Origin of the sequence: uncultured Salinicola sp. (assembly GCF_937921195.1) — a bacterium.
In the GTDB taxonomy this organism is placed as follows: Bacteria; Pseudomonadota; Gammaproteobacteria; order Pseudomonadales; family Halomonadaceae; genus Salinicola.
This window is the reverse complement of record NZ_CALFQK010000168.1, coordinates 69,322-86,201: the sequence shown is the minus strand read 5'-3', so window position 1 is coordinate 86,201 and position 16,880 is coordinate 69,322. Positions and strand designations below refer to the sequence as shown.

Here is a 16,880-nt window from a genome sequence, read left to right as displayed (position 1 = left end):
CGCCTCATCCGTAGACGGCCTTGGCCACGGCCTCGCACTTGTCGAGGTCGAGACGGTCGTCCGTGCGGATGCCGCTCTCCATGTCGAGCCAGTGCGGGCCCGAGGAATCGACCGATGTCAGGACCTCGTCGATGTTGTCGGGCGAGATCCCGCCGGCATAGCCGACGAGACGGTCTCCGGGATGCTTCGGCCAGGCCTCGGGAGGCCGTCCGATGCCGCCTGATCGGTCGAACAGAATCGCGACGCCCTCGTCCTCGGGGAATTCGAGTTCGCGCGTCTGCATGATGCCGGTGAGCATGTGTCCCGCCGCGAAGCGGGCTATGCGGGCGGGATCGGGCTTGCGGCTGTTCACCTGGACACGCGTGAAGCGGGCGAGATCGAGGGGCAGGAGCGCGTTCTCCATGACCATCTTCGAGTATCCGCCGCACAGATGCGCGGACTTGACGACAGGCACCTCGCGGAACCGGTCGATCACGTCCATGGAGGGGTAGCGTGGCTCCTCGCCCTGGCGATCGGGCGAGAAGAGCACGCCCCACTCGAGAGGGAAGCGTCGCGAGAGGTCGAGGACACGGTCGAAGTCGGTCTCGGCATCGATACCGGTGAAGGTGAGGAAGTGGGGTTTCATGTCACGTTGTCCTTCAGCTGCGAATTGCGCAGGCGCCGGGTGACTGACATCAGGCGCACGTTCGTCTCGGACGAGGAATCGTAGGCCGTGGTCAATGCCTCCACCTGTGCGGTGACGTCCTTTCCTTCGGCGGCCTGATCGACCGCCTGACGGAGCAGGGTGGCGAAGTTGGAGCGCAGGGTCTCGTGCGCTTGCGCGTGTTCCTCGTCCGCGGCGATCAGTTCGTCGCTGGAGAGGATCCGGTATCCGAACTGCTCGCGCACCTCGCTCATGTGGCGACGCGCGGCTTCGCGGCGCTCGATCGTCTTCTCGTTCATGCCGCGCGGCTCCGCCATTCACCGTCGATCTTCTCGACCAGCGTGGGGACGTCGTCACCCATGAGGTGTTCGGCGATCGCGGGTTCGCGGCGCATGACGGCGACCGGGGTCCCGATCTCGAGCGGCATGTCCTCGGTCCAGCCCTCTCCGACGATCATCCAGCCGCCCCAGGGGAAATTGAGGCGTCCGCCGTCGTAGCCTTCGGGCTGCGGATGGCCGTTGGTCGCGCGAGCGGGGGCCATGTCGTCGTTCCAGACGCGCGCATCGACCCAGCAGCGATGGAAGACGCGGTCTTCCGTGACGTTCGTCTCCTCCGGGTCGTCCTCGCGGTCGGTCTGGATATCGATGATCGCGAAGCGGTCGAACTCGACCTCCTCGCCGTGGACCATCTCGAGGAAGGCCGGAATGTTCGTGAGGGTGCCGAGGAGCTTGCTCCCCCGCGTCTCGGTCACGTATAGCCACATGCGTTCGGCGCCGTCCTGGGGGTCCGGCGCCTCGAAGATGATCTGGACCATGTCACCGGTGGCGACTGCGTCCTGACGTGCCTCGCACGGCATGTAGAACGACCATGGGCTCTCCTTGCGGGTCGGCCGGGGATCGCGGATTGTGTAGCGCTTGGTGTCGGTCATTTCTCGTTCCAGTACTTGAGTGTGCCCAGGATCGAATCGACCCAGGCGCAGAAGGCGTCTGCGTGCTTCTTCTTCTCGAAGTAGAAGCCGAATTCCTCCAGCTTGCTGTTCGGATCGCACGACCAGCCGGGAGCATTCTCGTCAAGCCATGCGATCGCGTGCCGTGATGGCTTGGCGATCTTGCGACGGTTGTCGTAGCGGAGCTTCTGGAGCTTCGCGGCGAGTTCCGGGTCCATTCCTTCGTAATGGACCGGATCATCCGGGATCTCTCCGGCGGCGTATTGGCCTTCCGGTGGCATCTCCTCGTAGGCGAGGAACTGCTGGGCAGGGGTCAGGATGCCGTGGATGTAGCCGAACTTGTCGATGTCGGTGCTGTAGCGACTGATCGAGACCATGCATGGGAACGTGTGGACCTTCGTCTCGCCTTCCTCTTCGGTGAAGTAGGACCATCCGTTGCCGAAGCAGACGGTCAGACCGTGGGGTTTCTCGTGGAAGCGGCTCATTGGTCTTTTCCTCCCATGGATTCCTTGCGCACGGCGGCCTTGGCGAAGATCTCCTCGACCTTCCGGATCGACTCGATGCCGGGCAGTGCCACCGGATCCAGCTCGAGCGGCTCCATGGGTGTCATGACGAAGTCGGCGACCATGCCGGCCGTCTTCCCGTCGACGCCTGCTCCCGTCATGTGTGCGACGATGTCCTGCCTGTTGATCGGCTTAGGCTGCGCGAGCCGGTAGATGGTGTAACCCGGATGGCCGGAATGACCTTGCGGGAATTCATCACGGGTGACGACCTCGCCCGACTCGATCATCTGGATCATGGCATCGGAGAGGTCTTCTCCGGCACGCTGGGCGATCTCCTGGCGCGTCGTGCCGCCCGTCTGTTGGAGGACCGTTCGGATGGCGCGCTTGTCGCGTTCGAGCTGGGTCATGATGCTTTTCCTTCGGATCGTCGATTTCGTGGGAACACCGTCCGGGATCAGATGTCCAGGACGATGCCCTCGCGTGGTTGTGAGACGCCGAACTCGATCACGCCGTTCGGCTTGCGTCGGACGCTGGTGATGGTCCGGGTGTCGTCTTCCAGGAGGGAGCTCCCGATGACTTCCCCGATCCTGCGACCGATGCTGGCTTGGATCGCGGCCTCGGGCTGATGCTTCCGTCCTCCGGAAAGCGTCAGCGTGGTCCCCGAGAAGACCATGTCCTCCTCCCACGTGGAGAATCGCAGGTCGATCAGGTTGCAGGACCGCACCAGATGTCCGTAGACCCTCATGCTGGCAAGAGGTCGGATCTCGACCTTGTTGGCATCCTTGGTGCCGTCATCTGAAAGCATGGTGCGAAGGCACGGGCCTTTATAGGCAGTGCGTATAGCTTCTGCAGCAGCGGCAGTCGCGATCACCGGGCCGCACAGCGCATCGCGCCGTCCGGTGCCGACCTGACGTGAGTACTGGTCGAAGGTCCAGGCGAGGAGCCTCAGGTCGGTGAGGGGTATGTTCCCTCCCTCGACGGTCCAGAGCGGCACGACCTTGCGTCCCCTTGCGTCCACGGTCTCGATCCCGACACCGGCCGGAGTGGCGGAGCGCTTGCTGCGACGGGTGGCCGCTCGGCCGCACTGGTAGATGTAGGGCATCGGGAAGCCGGCGACCTCCGCGGCCTTCCTGCGGATGACGCCGAAGTCGAGGTCGCCATCGTATTCGAGGCCGTAATCGTCCCTGGCTCTCACGCGCCCGTCGAGGAGGTCGGAAAGGGATTGCTTCAGTGCGGTGATGCGAGGCAGCCAGGTCTTGACGAACGCATCCTTCCGCACGACCTCCCCCGGCATGGGATCCGGATGAGGATCGAGGGTTCCGTCTTCCATGCTCATGCCTTTCCGGTGTTTTCCATGGGGTGGTCCAAAGAAAAAGGACCGCCCCATCGGGACGGTCCTTCCTGCTCTGGTCGAGGGTCGATGATCAGGCCGCGGCGGACAGCGCCGTGTTGTCGTTCGCGATGATGCCGTAGCGCTGCTCGATCGCCTGTGCATAGGCGTCCGTCGCGGAGGCCAGGGCCGTCTCCTCGTTTGCCGCGCTGCGCGCCTCGCGGCGGACTGCAGCCTGCGTTGCCAGATCGAGGTTGTGCTGGGAGTGGGCTTCCATGCGGGCGGTCTTGGCAGCTGCGGCTTCGGCCTTGCGGGCCGCGTTGCGCTGTTCGTGGGCGATCTGCTTGGCGGTCTTGTCCATGGTGTCGTCTCCTGCTCGTGAAGCTGATTTTTCCTTCCCCGTCCGGGGAACGCCCTTCACTTCACCTCGACTGGATCTCGGTATCGGCCGGATCTGCCTCCAGCCGTGTTCCCCCGAAGGATTCCGCAGCGATCGCACTGAGGGCGATGAGGATGGCGGTGACGAGCAGCACCATCCGCCATTCTTCGCGCGGATCGTCGTTTCCGCGCAGCTGGTATCCCTCGCGGTCGATCACGGGCGTCTCCGCCCAGGGGTCGTCGTTCATTTCGCTCAACGCACTGTCTCCGTGGTATGGATGAAAGCGACGCCCGGCTTGTCGAAGCCGAGGCCGCGGATGAGATGGAAGCCTGATTCCCGGAGGGCCATGACCTTGCCATAGCGGTCGTTGGGACCGTCTATGAGAACGTGCTGGCCGGGCCGGGCATCTGTTCGCAGCTGATACAGATTACCGCTCATTCGCGCTAGCTCCTTTCTCGTATTCGATCGCGTCTTTCAGGAACAGAGAGACCCTTTCCATGATCTGCTCGTCAGGCGCCTCGATGCGGACGAGCATCAGTGGCTCGAGCATGGCGCGATCCATGTCGACCGCCATCCAGGCGGTGATCCTGGCGCGGTGGGCGTGGAAGGGTTCGTGGGTGACCCGGATGTCCATCGGGTCACCGAGCCGGTCGAGCGTCTCGGCCGAGCCGATCGCGAGGACGGTCACGTATTCACCCCGCATGCGTCGGTGGATCTCGCCGAAACCGGTCTTCCGGGCGACGAGTCGTCCATCGAGGAACAGCCGCGCGAGAGCGGCCATTCCGTTGGTCGTCGCGCCGTTCTCGTATTCCGACGCTCCCATGTAGTCGAAGCCGAATCCCCTGGTCTCGGAATCGACGAGGCGTTGAAGTAGCATGCGGTCTCTCCCTCAGGCGGCCTTGCGGGCGTTTCTCGTGCGTTCGTGCCGGTCCATCCTGTCGATAAAGACGGCGAAGGATGTCTGCGCCTTCGTCGTGAGCGAGACGTTGTCGACCCGTCGGTCGAAGGGATCGGGCGTCCTCTCGATGAAGCCGTCCTTCTGCAGGAGATCGAGATGACGGAGCGCGGTGGTCGCAGCGACGCCGGATGCTATGCAGACGGCGCTGACGCGCGCCTTGCCGTTGGCCTGGATGTCCATCAGCATCCGCCATTGCGGCTCGGTGAGAGGGCCGAAGGAATCCTCGCGCATCTGGTAGCTAGAGATGAGGGTAACGATGTCGATCATGCGGCGATCCTTTCCGGTATGGGGCCGAAGAGATCGTCGAGGTCGACGAAATCGTCGTTGTCGCCGCGACCCTCGCAGATCATCTCGAGGATAGGCAGGCTCTGTGACTTGATGCTGCGCTCGCCCTTCGGTTCGGCTTCGAAGCAGATGCGCGACTTCTCGCCGATCTTCTCGCGCGCGTAACTCATGAGGCCGGTCGCGTCGTTGATGTCGGCGAGCATGGCCATCTCGCGTACGTCGCCATCGCCGAAATCGACGGTGACGATGATCGCGTCCTCGTCGCGCGGACGGCAGGCGGTGACGGTGCCGTCTACCCATTCGAAGCTGTCGGAGAGCGTGCGGAAGTCCTCAGGAGCGGCATACGCGTCCTCGAGCGACATGGCCTTCCAGCGGACGAGATCGGTCTTCTCCAGGCGCAGGTGCCCGACCCATTCATAATAGCCCTCGGTGCCGGGGACGTAGAGGGAGAGGCTGGGATTGACCGACATCGCGTCGTTCACGACCGCGACGCAGCCGCGCAGGCTGCCTTCCGGGGTCGAGAACCAGTTGCGGTCGATGATGTCGCTGGCCCGGCGGTCGTTGAGACCGAGACGCGTCTTGATCGCGCGACGCAGCTGCTTGGTGGCGGTCTTGGTGAGCATCTCGTTTTCCTCTCGGTGACTGATTTCGCTTGGCTGATGCCGTCAGGTATCGTCGGAGGCGCTGCGTCCGCGCGCGCTCCTGGCTTCACTCTTCTCGAGAGCCTCGATGATCCTTTCCAGCGCCGATTCCACGAGCCGCAGAACGAGGATGATCGAATCGAGTGCTCCGAGGATGAGCATGACGCCGATCGTCGCGATAGCGATCATCAGGGAAACCGGATTTCCGCCGAGTGCGGAGCCGAGGACGTTCAGGACATCTTCCTGGGCACCCCTGAGGATGATCGTCACCGTCGTGATGAAAACCCCGATGCAGAGCCACTGCAGAATGTCCGAATGGACATGGGGGATGTTCATGCGGGCATTCTCGGGACGGGGTTCGGGTGTCATCTCGTTTTCCTGTGGAAGGGGAGGGATATCCGACCCGGTCGCACCCGCGGCGTCCCCCGCCCAGAGCCGGTAGGTGTTCATGCCATCCGGATGGTGGTCTCGTCCGCGCGTAGGCGCCGGGTCGGAATTAGGCTGGTCAGGCGCGCAGGCGTGACCGGGTGTCGGTGGGCCGTTCGTCGACGGAATCGACGGCGATCATGATGCTGCCGCCGACGAAGTCGTCGTGGGGCGAGTTCAGATTGGTGCCGTAGCCGATCACGTCGATACCGGCCGCCGTTAGCGCGCCGACGGTCTCGGTGATGTTCGTCATGTTGGGAGCACCGGGAAGACGGATCGTGCGTGCGCCGTCGTCATCGACGTGGACCGCGCCGGTCGCGTGGCCGGACTTGCGCAGGGTCTCGATGATGGTCGCGTTGATGAACATCTTTTTTCCTCCATTCATGCGTATCGCATGCATGTCTTGAGGAGGAGCCTTCTTTTCCCGCTGCGGCGGCATGCGAGAACGGTCAGAAGGAGAACGTGCAAGCATTCCCGATCTGACCGTTTCACATTCGGATCATGTCCTGATGGCGTTCCTGTCGATCATCCGCCCGGGAGCACGGTGCGGTGATTTCGACGGACGGTCCGCCCTGTCGTCGGACCGTCCCTGCGTCGGTCTCTCCCTATGGGAGGATCGCTCGCAGCGGCGGTCCGCTTTCCTGAGCCCGTCGTCCGGGTCGGCGCCTGCCTCCCGCGTGAGATGGGAGACCCGCGTGGACCTGATGGTCGAGGGGTTCGGCCCCGTCCTTGTCGGACGAGTCGCTTTCGCTGGAAGATGTGAGGACGACTCTCACCGGACGCTCATGGCGTCTCGCGTCAACGCACACCGATGTCCTGCCCCTGCGTCCCCGGGAGACGGTAATGGGCAGGACCGGTCGGTCCCTGGGCGGGCACCTCCCGTCACGCCCCTGGTCGGATCGCTGCAGGACGGATCCTGCTACCGCCGATGAGCGTGACCGTGGGAAGAGCCCGTTGATCCGTGCGCTGACGGGAGACGCCGCCCCTCGCGGGGCGGCGGCCCGTAGGCTCGCTTAGGCGGCCTTCTGTTCCTTCGGCTGCGGGAGGCCGACGACGGAGAGGAACTCACCGCCGCGCTTGCCTTCCTCGGTGCCGGGCGCGTTCTCGAAGAGGCAGCGCAGCTCGAGGTTGTTGCCCTTGCGCAGCATGCCCGAGATCAGCTCGGCCGCCTTGCCCTGGGCGACCACGGTGCGCGTGCGGAGCTGGCCGCGAAGCATCAGTTCGCCGCGGAACTTGATCTTCGGCGTGCCCTTGGCGTTCTCCGAACGGTCGGCGGTGGTGGTCTGCTTGATCTTCAGGTTGTAGGCACGGTTGCTCATGGTATTTCCTTCTCTACTTGAACCGATCCCAGCATGGTTGGCTGGGCGAGGTCGGAATGCCCGGATGGTGGTTTCGCGTCCGAAGGCCGGGCACCTTCTTGGCGAATTCTTTTTCCCCTCGAACCGAAGGGACGCTTTCATCGCCCTCAAGGCGACCTTCTTCAGAGCCTTTCGAGCGCGCCGAGCACGGCGTCCGCGTCCGCTGTCTCCTCGCCGGTCTCGTTGCGACCGATGACCGTTCCCGCGATGCCTCCGCCGGTCGCCGGCCGGAAGGTGAAGCGGTTGCGCGTGTCGCTGTGCTTGAAGTGGTGGAGGATGCTTCCGTCCGCCATCGTCTCGCTGCCCATCCACATGCATGAGGTGATCGTGCTCTCGTGGGCGGGATGCGCCTGGAGAAGGAGGCGGAAGGCCTCCGGCGCTTTGGCTTCGTCATACGAGAAGCCGTCGCCGGCGATGGCCTGCTGCGTCATAGGCCGCTTTCCTCGTATCGGATGATCGTGAGATACTCCTCGTATCTCGGCTGTTCGGTGATGTGGGACTGGCTCTGGTGCAGGCGGTATCCCTGCCGCAGCGCCCACAGATGGCCTTCTCGCCCATTGGCGAGGGACCTCTTCCCGATGACCACGTCGTCCTTGTCGTGGACGGAGACGGTCACGGCGGGGTTGTGCATGGGGTGGGCCGGGCCGAAGTTGCCCTTTCCGAAGAGCGTGTAGGTCACGCCTCCGTCAGGTATCGTCTGTGTCATGAGCGTCTCCGTATGGAATCCGTCCTCAGACGAACTGGATATTGATCTCGATGTCCTCGAAGGCCGGAAAGGCCTCCGACTGAGAGGGGTCGATCGCATGATCGATCGCGCACTCGACGGCATAGCACTGACCCGCGAGGTCGTACATGCGATCCCGCAGTCGATCGAGACGCCGATAGAGAGAGGGATCCGCCTTATCGACGCCGATCGCGACGATGCGCGCGCCGAGCTTTTCATGCCGCGCGACGGAGCGCTGGAAGGCGCGCCACAGGGTCGGCTTGAGATGGATCAGCTTGCTGCTGGACATCGATTTTTCCTCCGGAAGTGACTATCGTGGTCACCCGGATGCACCGCTGTCTTCAGCTCTTCGTGGAATTCCGCGGCTTCGGAATGACGCCCTTTCGGATCAGGTCGTTCCAGCGGGTACGCTCGATGAGCGTGCCGAGGGCGATGCCGGTCGTCAGCATGGCGATGATGAGCAGGATGAGGACCGTTCCCGGTATCTCCATCATTCGCCCTTCCGGTTCATGGCCCGCTCCGCGGCGATCGCCTCGTCGAGCGCGACCTCGGCGAGGAAGACCTCGTCCTCCTCCGCGAAGCCTGCGCGATGCATGTGGTCGATGACGTTCTGCGCGTGCGTGATCATCTCGCTGGCGGCGCCGCTGTTGCCTTCGCGATGCTCTTCGATGAGGTTGAGCACGATCTGGTCGTCGGCATCCGCGATGGCGCTGTCCACGTAGGGGAACTGACGCAGGTCGAGCATGCGTTCGCACAGGATGTCCTGGGCGGTCTTGAGTGTCTGCGTGCCCATGGTCATGCCGCCTTCTGGAGGCGGACCGGGACGGTCTCGCCGAGCAGGTTGACCTCGTCGACGAGCATGACGGTCGAGTATTCGCCGTCTTCTCCGTCCTGGAGGGTCGTGAGGCCGAGTTCGCACTTGCCGAGTGTGACGCGGGTCCGACTGACGCGCACGTCGCAGGGCTTGAACGGGTATGTCTCGTCTGCGATGGTCAGCACGGCCGGCTCGTTCTTCTCGAGGAGACGCACGAGATCGAGTGCGAAGGCCTGTCCCGCGCTGGTATCGGCGGAGCGACCCTGCTTCTTCAGGATCTTGTGCGCTTCGAGCAGCTTGTCGATGGCGCGGGAGTTGGTCTTGGGCATTCTCTTTTTCCTCTCAGGAATGATCCACATTCCTGTCGTTTCGTTCAAGGGTTTTTCAGGCCGCGATGTGCAGGTCCTCGACCTTGGGCCTCTCGTCGTAGGTCACCGTCGCCGGCTCCCAGTGGGTCGTGTTCCAGAAGTCGTAGTGACCGCTCCCGCCAAGGTCCTTGCAGTGCTGGCGCACCACCCGCTTCTCGAGGATGACGAGAGGAGGGCGCAGGAGCCGTTTGCGCAGGGCCAGGCGGTAGTTCCCGCTGGCGATCATCCGTGCGAGCTTCTCCGGCGCCGGAAGCTCCCTGAGTTGGGCGGCGTCCTTCTTGCGTGGTTTCGAGGTCATGTGCCTTTTCCTTCGTTCTTCGCCTGTCGCGGCGTGAATTCGAGTGAGGACAGGGACCTGGGGGCAAGTCCGAATATCTCGATGAACTCCCCTGAGGGCGATAACCTCTGGGCGATGTCGTCCTCTCCGATGCACGGGTGGTCGACGATGTCCTTCATGGGGCGGCCGCGCATGGCCGTCTGCCATGACATCGGCATCATCGGGACCGAGAGGGTCATGTCCTTGGTCGTCGTCAGCAGCCAGATGTCCTGTCCGAGATGGATGCTGAAGGTGGAAGGACCGGATTTTTCCTTCATGCAGTAGAGGTCCGAGAGGACCTCTCCGTCATCCCTGGTGTACTCGATGGTGAAGTCTCGCAGATGCCTCGACATCGCAAGGACGACGCCGGCATCGAACCCGCTCCCGTACTGCTGCATGTTGCAGCACCGGATGGCCTCGACGATCGCCGGATGCACCTTCCATCCCTCGTCCATCGCCTCGGCGACGTCCTGCGAGGCGATGGCGCTCAGTGTCCTGTTCTTCCCCGTCAGGCCGTCGGTCAGAATAGACAGGAGATCATCGAAGCTCCGCGCCTCGCTGCGCAGATGCCTCACGAAGGCGGGTGGCGTCTCGTCCGGCCACGGCCGGCAGCCCGGGTCGAGCTGTTCGGGGCTCCTGAACAGGAGGATGTCCATGTCGCTGTTGGAGGCGGTGACGTATCGTGTCATGTGATCCTTCCTCCTTTCGCTATCGTCTTTTCCTTCAGACGGCGCTCATCGTCAGAGGCCTGAACTGGAGATCCTTCTTGAATTCGAGACCCAGTGCGTCCCTGCCGGTCCTCTGTCCTGTGACGCGAGTCCCCTCCGGCGGCCATTCGGATGTCAGGAGTTCGGAGACGAGGCGTCCGACGTGGTCGGCGTTCTGGACGGATGTCGGCAGACCCTGCAGTTCGAGGCTCTCCTCGCGCAGGTAGTAGCGCTCCCGGACGGCCACCACCATCTCGATGAAGAGGACCCGTCCTTTGCCGAGATCGACGTTGGATCCGTTCACGGTGTGCTCGGTCTCGCCGCGCTTGAACCAGATGTGCTCCTCGTCGCCCTCCATGCTCTCGCCCATCTCCACGACGTAGCGATAGCTGGCGAGGAAGTCCTCGGCTCCTTCGTCGAGGAAGCGCTGGGTGATGCCGCAGTTCACGATTTGCTTCATCCCTTTGGTCCCCGGCAGCGAGATCGGATGGAAGCCTTCGTTCTCGACCGCGAAACGGATGCTGAGCGATTCGTCCTGTGACCATGGCGGCGTGGACTGGACGCCGGTCAGGTCGTCCACCTGTTCGCCCTTCTCGTAGACGATGCCCTTCCGGATCACCTGCCGGATGCCTACGCCGTCGACGAGTCCCTTTCCGATCAGCTTGGGGACGCTCATCGCGCCCGCGATCGTCGCCTGTGCGATCGTGTCCGGAACCCGGCGCACCATGGCGCCTGCGGCATCGACCCGATACAGGCCGATCCGTTCGACGGTGGCGGTGCAGGACATCCCGTCCTGATAGGGTTCGACATGCAGGGTGATCTCGCCACCATCACCCGGATAGACCATTCCGGCCGTTGCCTCGTCGGGATCGAGGGACCATTCCTCGAACAGGGCGGACAGCCTCTCGGCGACCTTCGTGCCCATGCGCTCGGATGCGAGCAGCCCTCGGGTGACGCGGCAGGCGTACAGGGGGCGTTCGCTCATGGTCTGATCCTGATCTTCTGGTAGTCGTGGGCGCCCTCGAGCATGATCTCGAGCTTTGTGTTCATCTCTGCCGGAGGATTGTGTGCGATCTTCTCTCCGTCCTTCCAGTGCTCCCCTCGCCACCACACGGAATGGATCGAGAATCCCTTCATCCACGGTTGCTGGATGACTTCCGAGAGGGAGCCCTGCCCGGACACGAAGCGGGTCACGAGGGATGCGGGGGGCGATTCGATGGCCAGTCTCGCCTGGTTCACCTCCCAGGGCGAATCGCCCGGGACACCGAGGGAGGCGTGGATCTCCACGTCCTTCGCAGGCTTGTCGTCATTGCTGGACCACGTCCCCTTGTTGAGCCGCTTGAGGAAGTCGCCGAGATCGCTGAATCCGGGAGGCGGATCGGTGTGCTTCCTCAGGGTCAGGACGTAGCCGCCGGGCGTCTCGCAGGTGACATGGTATTCCTTGGAACCCTCCATGTGGTTCTTCGCGAGACGCATCAGCGCCTTCTGCATCTCGTCCGACCAGCATTCCTCCATGAGGTTGCGGGTCAGCCTGCAGGCGGTCCAAGTGTAGAGCTCGGGCATCCTCTGGAGGAGATCGCGTGCCGCTGCGTCCGATGTCATGTGCATCAGGATTCGTCCTCCTGCTTGGGGTGCTTCGGGCGGCGTCGGCGTTCCTGCTTCTGCTTGGCCGTGGGGACGACCTTGGGCTGGAAGACGCCCTGCGACAGGGTGCCAGCCATGGGATTGCGTCGCGGCATGCGCTTCTTTTCCTTCTTCATGGCGGAACTCCTTCGTCCATGGATGATAGCAGGATCACCCCGGGTTTATCAGTCGTATTTCATGGATCCCGTCCGCCTTGGCGGTGACGCGGCTGATGACCAGGTGGGACAATGCCGGAATGTCGATCACCCTTTGCAGAGGGGTTCCCTCGGTGATCCCCGCGCCCTGCGTAGCGGTGAGGAGTCGGGTTATGAGGAAACCTCCGGAATCCTCTCCGCTAGCGTACCATGCGAGGTCGGGTAGCAGATTGATGAGCATGTGCTCGGTGGAGAATTCGACGATCGTGTTGCGGCTCATCGCGAACCCGAGACGCGTCTTCTTCCCGCTGAAGGCGGTATGCTCGTCTGGAAGGCGGACGTGCCCGGCGGGATTGTCCTGCATGAGCCCGATCGCCCCGTCCCCGTGGCTCCAGTCCATCATTGCGTGGTTGAGCCTGACGGGGGAGATGCCCATCGCCTTGATGAGTGCATGGGCGAAGGGATTCGTGAATGCCGGATGCGAGGCCGTTGCGCCGGGGTTGCTCGGGTCTGGGTCATCCGGACCATCAAACAGGAGGTGGCTGCAGTCTCCACCGGCTGCCTCTCCGTCGGGAAGATGGCTGTCCTCGATGTAGAGGCGCACGGCGTGTCTGGGCATGGTCGGGCCTTTGCGGTTGTGGATGTAAAAGAAAAGGCGCCCCCACCCGTCGGTGGAGGCGTCCACGATCACCCGACTCCCATCTCGGCTGGCCTGTTCGGCTTGCCTCCGGGATTGCTCTGGATCGTTTTCTCTTCGTCAGGCGGCCTTGGGGAGGCCGGCCTGGTCGTTCATCGCGCTGCGTGCGAGGTCGCGGACCCGGTTCATCGGATCGCGCTGCTCGCGCGGCTTCGCCGTGCCGTCGGCTTCGAACTGGCGTTCGATGTCCGCGTCGCTCAGGGCGAAGGGGAGGTCGAGGGCTTCGACCGCGGTGCGCTGTGCCTGGGTGATCATGATCTTTTTTCCTCTCGATGAGTGATTTCGATCACGATGCTTCCCTCATTGCATCTTCTCGAAGACCGATGGTTCGTGTTTGGCCTTCTCGGCCTGACGCGCGCGACGGCTCTTCATGTGCGTGTCATAGGCGTGGACCGTGCCGATTGCCGCGATGGTGCCGTCTTCCTGTGTCTCGAGCGTGATGGTCGCGCCCTGGAAGCAGATCACGGTGTCATCCATGTCTATGAGGACATCGGTCTCGTAGGATGAGAACAGGCCGAACTCGGCCGGATCCATATCCTGCTCGACGATCCGGTCGTCATCCTTGTCGCCGTCGTATCCCAGATTGAACAGGACCTTCATGTCAGTATTCTCCCATGGCCATCAACTGGCTCTGGATCTGTCGCTTCCCGGCCCGGCGCCGCATGCGCGTGACGAAGCGTGCGTCCTTGCTCCCGGACCCGCAGATGTCGTGGCCGTTGAGCCTGAAGCCGCCTTCCCTGTCGATGGTTGCGTGGATGCACTTGTGGGACTGTCTGGCCATGTCAGGCTGCCTTCTCGAACTGTGCGATTAACCGATCGAATCGGGACTCGATCGCCTTGGGATGAGGCCGCTTGCGGCGCTCGGCTTCGACCGCGTCGATGGAGGCGGTCCGATCGTCCTTCTTCACGAGAAGGTGGTCGACGATGTTCATGTCCTCATCGCCGATGGTGCAGTAGTGCCCGTCCCTCGCGGTGATGGTGACGCCCGGATGGGCGTCACGCAGGCGTTGCAGCATGCCCATCAGGCTGCCTTCCGCGCGTTCTCGGCGTCGATCTCGTCCTGCGCGAGCATGCGCTGGAACATCTCTTCGCCGTCGGCGAGGTGCAGCCAGGCACCGCTCGAGTCGGCGTTGTCGACGTGCATCGCGAAGTCGGCATTCTCCTCGTTCCACGCGGTGAGCGCGTCGCGGGTGCCTTCGCCTGCATCGTAGATCGAGATCAGGTGCTCATTGGCGTAGGCCGAACGCAGTAGGTCGTCGATGTCGTTCGCGCTCCCCACGCCGCGGCCGGGGATGTCGTGCCGGCGGGCGTCGTTGGCGGCCAGCATCGAGATGTCGCCGCCGGCGACGAGTTCGCGGGCCGAGGATTCGGTCGACCAGCTCGCATCGAGGATGTCAGGAGCGGTGTCGCCGTCTCCCGAGAGGTGCACGTAGTCGTATCCGCCTTCGTGGGCGATGGCGATCAGGCGTCGTGTGCCCATGGGATTTTCCTTTCGAATTGCTTCTTCGGTGAACCCGCTTTCAGGCGGCTTTCCGGAATGCCTCCGCGACCTTCTGGCCGTCGATGAGATGATGCCAGGGTCCTGCCTCGGAGATGTTCTCGAGGAACAGGTCTTCTCCCGCCTCGCAGGTCATGTTCCATTCTGCGAACTGGTCATAGGTCGTCGCGGTCTCGTCGAAGACCGTGAGGCAGTGGATGCCTTCGCGCGCACTGATCGCGAGAAGTTCGGTGAGGTCTCCTGCGATCCGCGTGATCCCGCGGTTGGAGACCCGCATGCCGCCCTTCTCGGTCAGGGTGAGCATGTCTCCCTGCGCCACCAGTCCGTGCATGGACATGGTGGTCGACCAGTGCCTCTGCAGCGTGCCGAGGAGTTCGTCCTTGTCGTATTCGACCCGGGCGGCGCGGTAGCCCGCGTAGGTCTTCACGGCGATCATGCGCGGCATGCTTCTTCCTCTTCCACCTTCTCGAGCGCAGGCCGGATCTCGTTCCAGAGCTCCTCGTCGTAGCCGGGCAGTTCGAGCCAGTTGGCGCCCCAGCTGGACTGGCCCGCTATGTGCCATGCGGAGCAGGCCTGCCGTTCGTCGATGTCCTTGCCGTTCATGCGGCAGACCGAGACGATGCGGGCGATATCGGTATCGAAGGCTTCCTTCTCGGCGCTGTCTTCGCCCGAGAACTCGATATGCGAAGAGAGAGAGGACCAGTTCCAGTCGTCGTTGTCGTGGAGCATGAGCCAGCCAGCGGCCGACGAATCGGAGACGGCGCTCCAGGCCTCGTAGATCTGCTCGCGCGTCGCGGGGACGCCGTTGACGAACGCGATGCGCATCAGGCGCTCGACGTCGTCGAGGTGGCGCTCCATGTGTTGTCTGTCGATCATTCGACCATCTCCGCTGCTTCGGTCACGTCCTGACGGACGCTGGAGGGGTCGAGGCCGGCCACTACCGCGAGGCGCGAGACGCCTTCGCTGATGTCCTCGCCGGCGGCTTCGTCGTATGCGAGGTTCGTGATGCCGAGACGGTAATCTTCCTGGGCCATTTTCCGCTCCTTGATTTCGTTCGGAATCGCCTTCCCCTCATTGGGTCAGGCGGCGCGGGCTACCCGCCCTGCGCACTGGCGACGCGTTTCGGCCGATCGCCGCGCGATCTCGAGGAGGAGATGCGGTCCGGGGCGGTCCGCGCTCTTCGTCGAGAGGATGGCGAGCATCAGCGAGTTCCTGGCCTCGAGCTCGGCGCCCTTGGCGCGTTCGGCGATCGAGGATCCCATGCCGTGGAGGAGGCGCATGGTGTCGGCGTTCTCGCGCGCGATGCGCACGCGGATGTAGAGGTTGGCGATGATGAGGCGGACCTGGTTGGGCTGTGAGCGCATCGTTTTTCCTTTCCTCGGATCTGTCTTGCCCTCGCCCGTCTGTGCTCAGTCGATCCGCTGTGGCCGCCGGAAGATCTCCACGCTGTCCACCGGGGGGTGGAGACCGAGGTAGCGGAACACCGTCTGCTGTCCGCGCTTCTCGTCGGTGCGCAGATAGTGATGGAGACGCGTGTCGCCTTCCTCGGGGTGCTCCTGCTTGAGATTGACTCCCCCGCATTCCTCGACGAAGCGCGAGCATCCGTCGAGCGGGCCGCCCTCGGTGAAGTATGCCTGGATACCGTCCTTGCCCTTGTGGCGCGGGTCGATGATCCCGATCTTCTCGACGGTCTTGTCCATCACGGCGTTGACCGTGTGGAGCTTGGCCTGATTCCATGCGTGCTGCTTGTTCGCGCCGAGGATGCGGTAGGCGAAGTAGATCAGCATGGCGGCCGTGTTGACGGTGAAGCTGGCCTTCGCCTGCGTCTTCGCGTCCTTGAAGTCGGCCTTGGCCTTGTCGAGATCGGATCGGGAGCTCATTTCGTCTTTCTCCGTGTTCAGCGTGTGCAGCCGTAGGGACCACTCGTGCGCATGCCGGTGGCGGGGTCGATGTCGACGATGCAGTTGCCGACGCGGGCCTGCGTCGGCGAGAGCCGTGTCGCCTGGCTGCGCGGGGCCACCGGGCGCTCCTGCGAGACGCGAGTGCGGGGAGCTGCATAGTGACGATCCGTTCCCACGAGGACGTCACGAGCCCGGTCGCACGAGAAGGAGTCTCCGTTGCGGCATGCATCCATCAGCGCACGTGCGGCGGTGATCTGCTGGGTGGTGATGCCGCCGACCCGCTGGCACGAATGGCGATCGCCTGCGGAGCAGGCGCGCTGCAGCGCCTGGATCTGCATGATCTGGCGATTCAGGTCGCTCGCGGCCTGGCTCCGACCGTTGCGCGGGTTGAAGATCTCAAGAACGCGCTCGGCCCGGCGGACCTGGCAGGTGGCCTGATAAGTGCCGCGCGCGTAGGAGCAGTTGTTGTAGCGCGTCGAATCGACGGCGCGCAGGATGTCGCCCGCGCTCTGGGCCGATGCCGGCTGCGCGAAGGCGGAGGCCATGGCGGCCATGGCGATGAGGATGATGGTGCGCATGTCTGCGTCTCCTGTCTGATTTTCCCTTCC

General features: G+C 63.7%; 38 protein-coding genes. All 38 read right to left on the bottom strand.

Translation table 11 applies throughout. The annotated features are described in order from the left end of the window. Positions 1–4 precede the first annotated feature (4 nt). A complete protein-coding gene (locus Q0602_RS20205; RefSeq protein WP_298847407.1) occupies positions 5–625 on the bottom strand; it encodes a hypothetical protein in 621 nt (206 codons plus the stop codon). Further along, the gene (locus Q0602_RS20200) at positions 622–942 is read right to left on the bottom strand and encodes a hypothetical protein (RefSeq protein ID WP_298847405.1); all 321 of its coding nucleotides are present in this window, start codon (positions 940–942) and stop codon (positions 622–624) included. Before Q0602_RS20200 ends, Q0602_RS20205 begins: the two co-directional genes overlap by 4 nt. Then, a complete protein-coding gene (locus Q0602_RS20195; RefSeq protein ID WP_298847403.1) occupies positions 939–1,571 on the bottom strand; it encodes a hypothetical protein in 633 nt (210 codons plus the stop codon). The genes Q0602_RS20200 and Q0602_RS20195 overlap by 4 nt, the downstream gene beginning before the upstream one ends. Further along, the gene (locus Q0602_RS20190; RefSeq protein ID WP_298847400.1) at positions 1,568–2,074 is read right to left on the bottom strand and encodes a hypothetical protein; all 507 of its coding nucleotides are present in this window, start codon (positions 2,072–2,074) and stop codon (positions 1,568–1,570) included. The genes Q0602_RS20195 and Q0602_RS20190 overlap by 4 nt, the downstream gene beginning before the upstream one ends. Beyond that, complete coding sequence (locus Q0602_RS20185) at positions 2,071–2,499, bottom strand: hypothetical protein (RefSeq protein WP_298847398.1); 429 nt, start codon at positions 2,497–2,499, stop codon at positions 2,071–2,073. The genes Q0602_RS20190 and Q0602_RS20185 overlap by 4 nt, the downstream gene beginning before the upstream one ends. A 47-nt stretch (positions 2,500–2,546) precedes the next feature. Next, positions 2,547–3,422, bottom strand: a complete 876-nt coding sequence (locus tag Q0602_RS20180) for a hypothetical protein (protein WP_298847395.1) — start codon at positions 3,420–3,422, stop codon at positions 2,547–2,549. A 94-nt stretch (positions 3,423–3,516) separates the two neighbouring features. After that, positions 3,517–3,783 (bottom strand): hypothetical protein, encoded by a 267-nt coding sequence (locus Q0602_RS20175; protein WP_298847392.1) that lies wholly within the window; start codon positions 3,781–3,783, stop codon positions 3,517–3,519. 61 nt (positions 3,784–3,844) lie between these two features. Beyond that, the gene (locus Q0602_RS20170) at positions 3,845–4,057 is read right to left on the bottom strand and encodes a hypothetical protein (RefSeq protein WP_298847389.1); all 213 of its coding nucleotides are present in this window, start codon (positions 4,055–4,057) and stop codon (positions 3,845–3,847) included. Further along, positions 4,054–4,239, bottom strand: coding sequence for a hypothetical protein (locus Q0602_RS20165; RefSeq protein ID WP_298847386.1), 186 nt, complete (start codon positions 4,237–4,239; stop codon positions 4,054–4,056). The genes Q0602_RS20170 and Q0602_RS20165 overlap by 4 nt, the downstream gene beginning before the upstream one ends. Further along, positions 4,229–4,678: a hypothetical protein gene (locus Q0602_RS20160; RefSeq protein ID WP_298847383.1), complete on the bottom strand. Its 450-nt coding sequence runs from the start codon at positions 4,676–4,678 to the stop codon at positions 4,229–4,231. Before Q0602_RS20160 ends, Q0602_RS20165 begins: the two co-directional genes overlap by 11 nt. Before the next feature lie 12 nt (positions 4,679–4,690). Further along, positions 4,691–5,026, bottom strand: coding sequence for a MarR family transcriptional regulator (locus Q0602_RS20155; protein WP_298847381.1), 336 nt, complete (start codon positions 5,024–5,026; stop codon positions 4,691–4,693). Beyond that, positions 5,023–5,667, bottom strand: a complete 645-nt coding sequence (locus tag Q0602_RS20150) for a hypothetical protein (protein WP_298847379.1) — start codon at positions 5,665–5,667, stop codon at positions 5,023–5,025. Before Q0602_RS20150 ends, Q0602_RS20155 begins: the two co-directional genes overlap by 4 nt. Before the next feature lie 42 nt (positions 5,668–5,709). Then, positions 5,710–6,054: a hypothetical protein gene (locus Q0602_RS20145; RefSeq protein WP_298847377.1), complete on the bottom strand. Its 345-nt coding sequence runs from the start codon at positions 6,052–6,054 to the stop codon at positions 5,710–5,712. Between the two features lie 136 nt (positions 6,055–6,190). Further along, positions 6,191–6,478 (bottom strand): hypothetical protein, encoded by a 288-nt coding sequence (locus tag Q0602_RS20140; RefSeq protein ID WP_298847374.1) that lies wholly within the window; start codon positions 6,476–6,478, stop codon positions 6,191–6,193. 646 nt (positions 6,479–7,124) lie between these two features. Further along, positions 7,125–7,430: a hypothetical protein gene (locus Q0602_RS20135; protein WP_298847371.1), complete on the bottom strand. Its 306-nt coding sequence runs from the start codon at positions 7,428–7,430 to the stop codon at positions 7,125–7,127. A 161-nt stretch (positions 7,431–7,591) separates the two neighbouring features. Continuing rightward, positions 7,592–7,900, bottom strand: coding sequence for a hypothetical protein (locus tag Q0602_RS20130; protein ID WP_298847368.1), 309 nt, complete (start codon positions 7,898–7,900; stop codon positions 7,592–7,594). Continuing rightward, the gene (locus Q0602_RS20125) at positions 7,897–8,175 is read right to left on the bottom strand and encodes a hypothetical protein (protein WP_298847365.1); all 279 of its coding nucleotides are present in this window, start codon (positions 8,173–8,175) and stop codon (positions 7,897–7,899) included. The genes Q0602_RS20130 and Q0602_RS20125 overlap by 4 nt, the downstream gene beginning before the upstream one ends. 25 nt (positions 8,176–8,200) lie before the next feature. Then, entirely contained in the window at positions 8,201–8,482 is a 282-nt protein-coding gene (locus tag Q0602_RS20120) for a hypothetical protein (protein WP_298847362.1), read from the bottom strand. Positions 8,483–8,534: 52 nt separating this feature from the next. Beyond that, a complete protein-coding gene (locus tag Q0602_RS20115; RefSeq protein WP_298847359.1) occupies positions 8,535–8,687 on the bottom strand; it encodes a hypothetical protein in 153 nt (50 codons plus the stop codon). Next, positions 8,684–8,992 carry a hypothetical protein gene (locus Q0602_RS20110; RefSeq protein WP_298847356.1) on the bottom strand — a complete coding sequence of 103 codons (309 nt, stop codon included), beginning with the start codon at positions 8,990–8,992 and terminating at the stop codon, positions 8,684–8,686. The genes Q0602_RS20115 and Q0602_RS20110 overlap by 4 nt, the downstream gene beginning before the upstream one ends. Further along, positions 8,989–9,336, bottom strand: a complete 348-nt coding sequence (locus Q0602_RS20105) for a hypothetical protein (RefSeq protein ID WP_298847353.1) — start codon at positions 9,334–9,336, stop codon at positions 8,989–8,991. The genes Q0602_RS20110 and Q0602_RS20105 overlap by 4 nt, the downstream gene beginning before the upstream one ends. A gap of 55 nt (positions 9,337–9,391) precedes the next feature. Beyond that, positions 9,392–9,673, bottom strand: coding sequence for a hypothetical protein (locus tag Q0602_RS20100; RefSeq protein ID WP_298847350.1), 282 nt, complete (start codon positions 9,671–9,673; stop codon positions 9,392–9,394). After that, on the bottom strand, positions 9,670–10,380 hold the full coding sequence (locus Q0602_RS20095) for a hypothetical protein (RefSeq protein ID WP_298847346.1): 711 nt from the start codon (positions 10,378–10,380) through the stop codon (positions 9,670–9,672). The genes Q0602_RS20100 and Q0602_RS20095 overlap by 4 nt, the downstream gene beginning before the upstream one ends. A gap of 34 nt (positions 10,381–10,414) precedes the next feature. Beyond that, positions 10,415–11,383 carry a hypothetical protein gene (locus tag Q0602_RS20090; protein WP_298847343.1) on the bottom strand — a complete coding sequence of 323 codons (969 nt, stop codon included), beginning with the start codon at positions 11,381–11,383 and terminating at the stop codon, positions 10,415–10,417. Beyond that, complete coding sequence (locus Q0602_RS20085; RefSeq protein WP_298847339.1) at positions 11,380–12,006, bottom strand: hypothetical protein; 627 nt, start codon at positions 12,004–12,006, stop codon at positions 11,380–11,382. The genes Q0602_RS20090 and Q0602_RS20085 overlap by 4 nt, the downstream gene beginning before the upstream one ends. Then, positions 12,006–12,158, bottom strand: a complete 153-nt coding sequence (locus Q0602_RS20080) for a hypothetical protein (RefSeq protein WP_298847334.1) — start codon at positions 12,156–12,158, stop codon at positions 12,006–12,008. Before Q0602_RS20080 ends, Q0602_RS20085 begins: the two co-directional genes overlap by 1 nt. Before the next feature lie 34 nt (positions 12,159–12,192). Next, complete coding sequence (locus Q0602_RS20075; RefSeq protein ID WP_298847331.1) at positions 12,193–12,861, bottom strand: hypothetical protein; 669 nt, start codon at positions 12,859–12,861, stop codon at positions 12,193–12,195. A gap of 72 nt (positions 12,862–12,933) precedes the next feature. Continuing rightward, positions 12,934–13,128: a hypothetical protein gene (locus tag Q0602_RS20070; RefSeq protein ID WP_298847326.1), complete on the bottom strand. Its 195-nt coding sequence runs from the start codon at positions 13,126–13,128 to the stop codon at positions 12,934–12,936. 45 nt (positions 13,129–13,173) lie between these two features. Next, positions 13,174–13,473, bottom strand: a complete 300-nt coding sequence (locus Q0602_RS20065) for a hypothetical protein (protein ID WP_298847323.1) — start codon at positions 13,471–13,473, stop codon at positions 13,174–13,176. A gap of 1 nt (position 13,474) precedes the next feature. Next, positions 13,475–13,654, bottom strand: a complete 180-nt coding sequence (locus tag Q0602_RS20060; protein WP_298847319.1) for a hypothetical protein — start codon at positions 13,652–13,654, stop codon at positions 13,475–13,477. A 1-nt stretch (position 13,655) separates the two neighbouring features. Continuing rightward, on the bottom strand, positions 13,656–13,895 hold the full coding sequence (locus tag Q0602_RS20055; RefSeq protein WP_298847316.1) for a hypothetical protein: 240 nt from the start codon (positions 13,893–13,895) through the stop codon (positions 13,656–13,658). Then, on the bottom strand, positions 13,895–14,353 hold the full coding sequence (locus Q0602_RS20050) for a hypothetical protein (RefSeq protein ID WP_298847313.1): 459 nt from the start codon (positions 14,351–14,353) through the stop codon (positions 13,895–13,897). Before Q0602_RS20050 ends, Q0602_RS20055 begins: the two co-directional genes overlap by 1 nt. Positions 14,354–14,393: 40 nt before the next feature. After that, entirely contained in the window at positions 14,394–14,816 is a 423-nt protein-coding gene (locus Q0602_RS20045; protein ID WP_298847310.1) for a hypothetical protein, read from the bottom strand. After that, positions 14,804–15,247 (bottom strand): hypothetical protein, encoded by a 444-nt coding sequence (locus Q0602_RS20040; RefSeq protein ID WP_298847307.1) that lies wholly within the window; start codon positions 15,245–15,247, stop codon positions 14,804–14,806. Before Q0602_RS20040 ends, Q0602_RS20045 begins: the two co-directional genes overlap by 13 nt. Next, positions 15,244–15,405, bottom strand: coding sequence for a hypothetical protein (locus Q0602_RS20035; RefSeq protein ID WP_298847304.1), 162 nt, complete (start codon positions 15,403–15,405; stop codon positions 15,244–15,246). Before Q0602_RS20035 ends, Q0602_RS20040 begins: the two co-directional genes overlap by 4 nt. A 45-nt stretch (positions 15,406–15,450) precedes the next feature. Continuing rightward, entirely contained in the window at positions 15,451–15,735 is a 285-nt protein-coding gene (locus Q0602_RS20030; protein WP_298847301.1) for a hypothetical protein, read from the bottom strand. A 45-nt stretch (positions 15,736–15,780) separates the two neighbouring features. Then, entirely contained in the window at positions 15,781–16,251 is a 471-nt protein-coding gene (locus Q0602_RS20025; RefSeq protein ID WP_298847298.1) for a hypothetical protein, read from the bottom strand. A gap of 17 nt (positions 16,252–16,268) precedes the next feature. Continuing rightward, positions 16,269–16,850 (bottom strand): hypothetical protein, encoded by a 582-nt coding sequence (locus Q0602_RS20020; RefSeq protein WP_298847296.1) that lies wholly within the window; start codon positions 16,848–16,850, stop codon positions 16,269–16,271. Between the last annotated feature and the right edge of the window lie 30 nt (positions 16,851–16,880).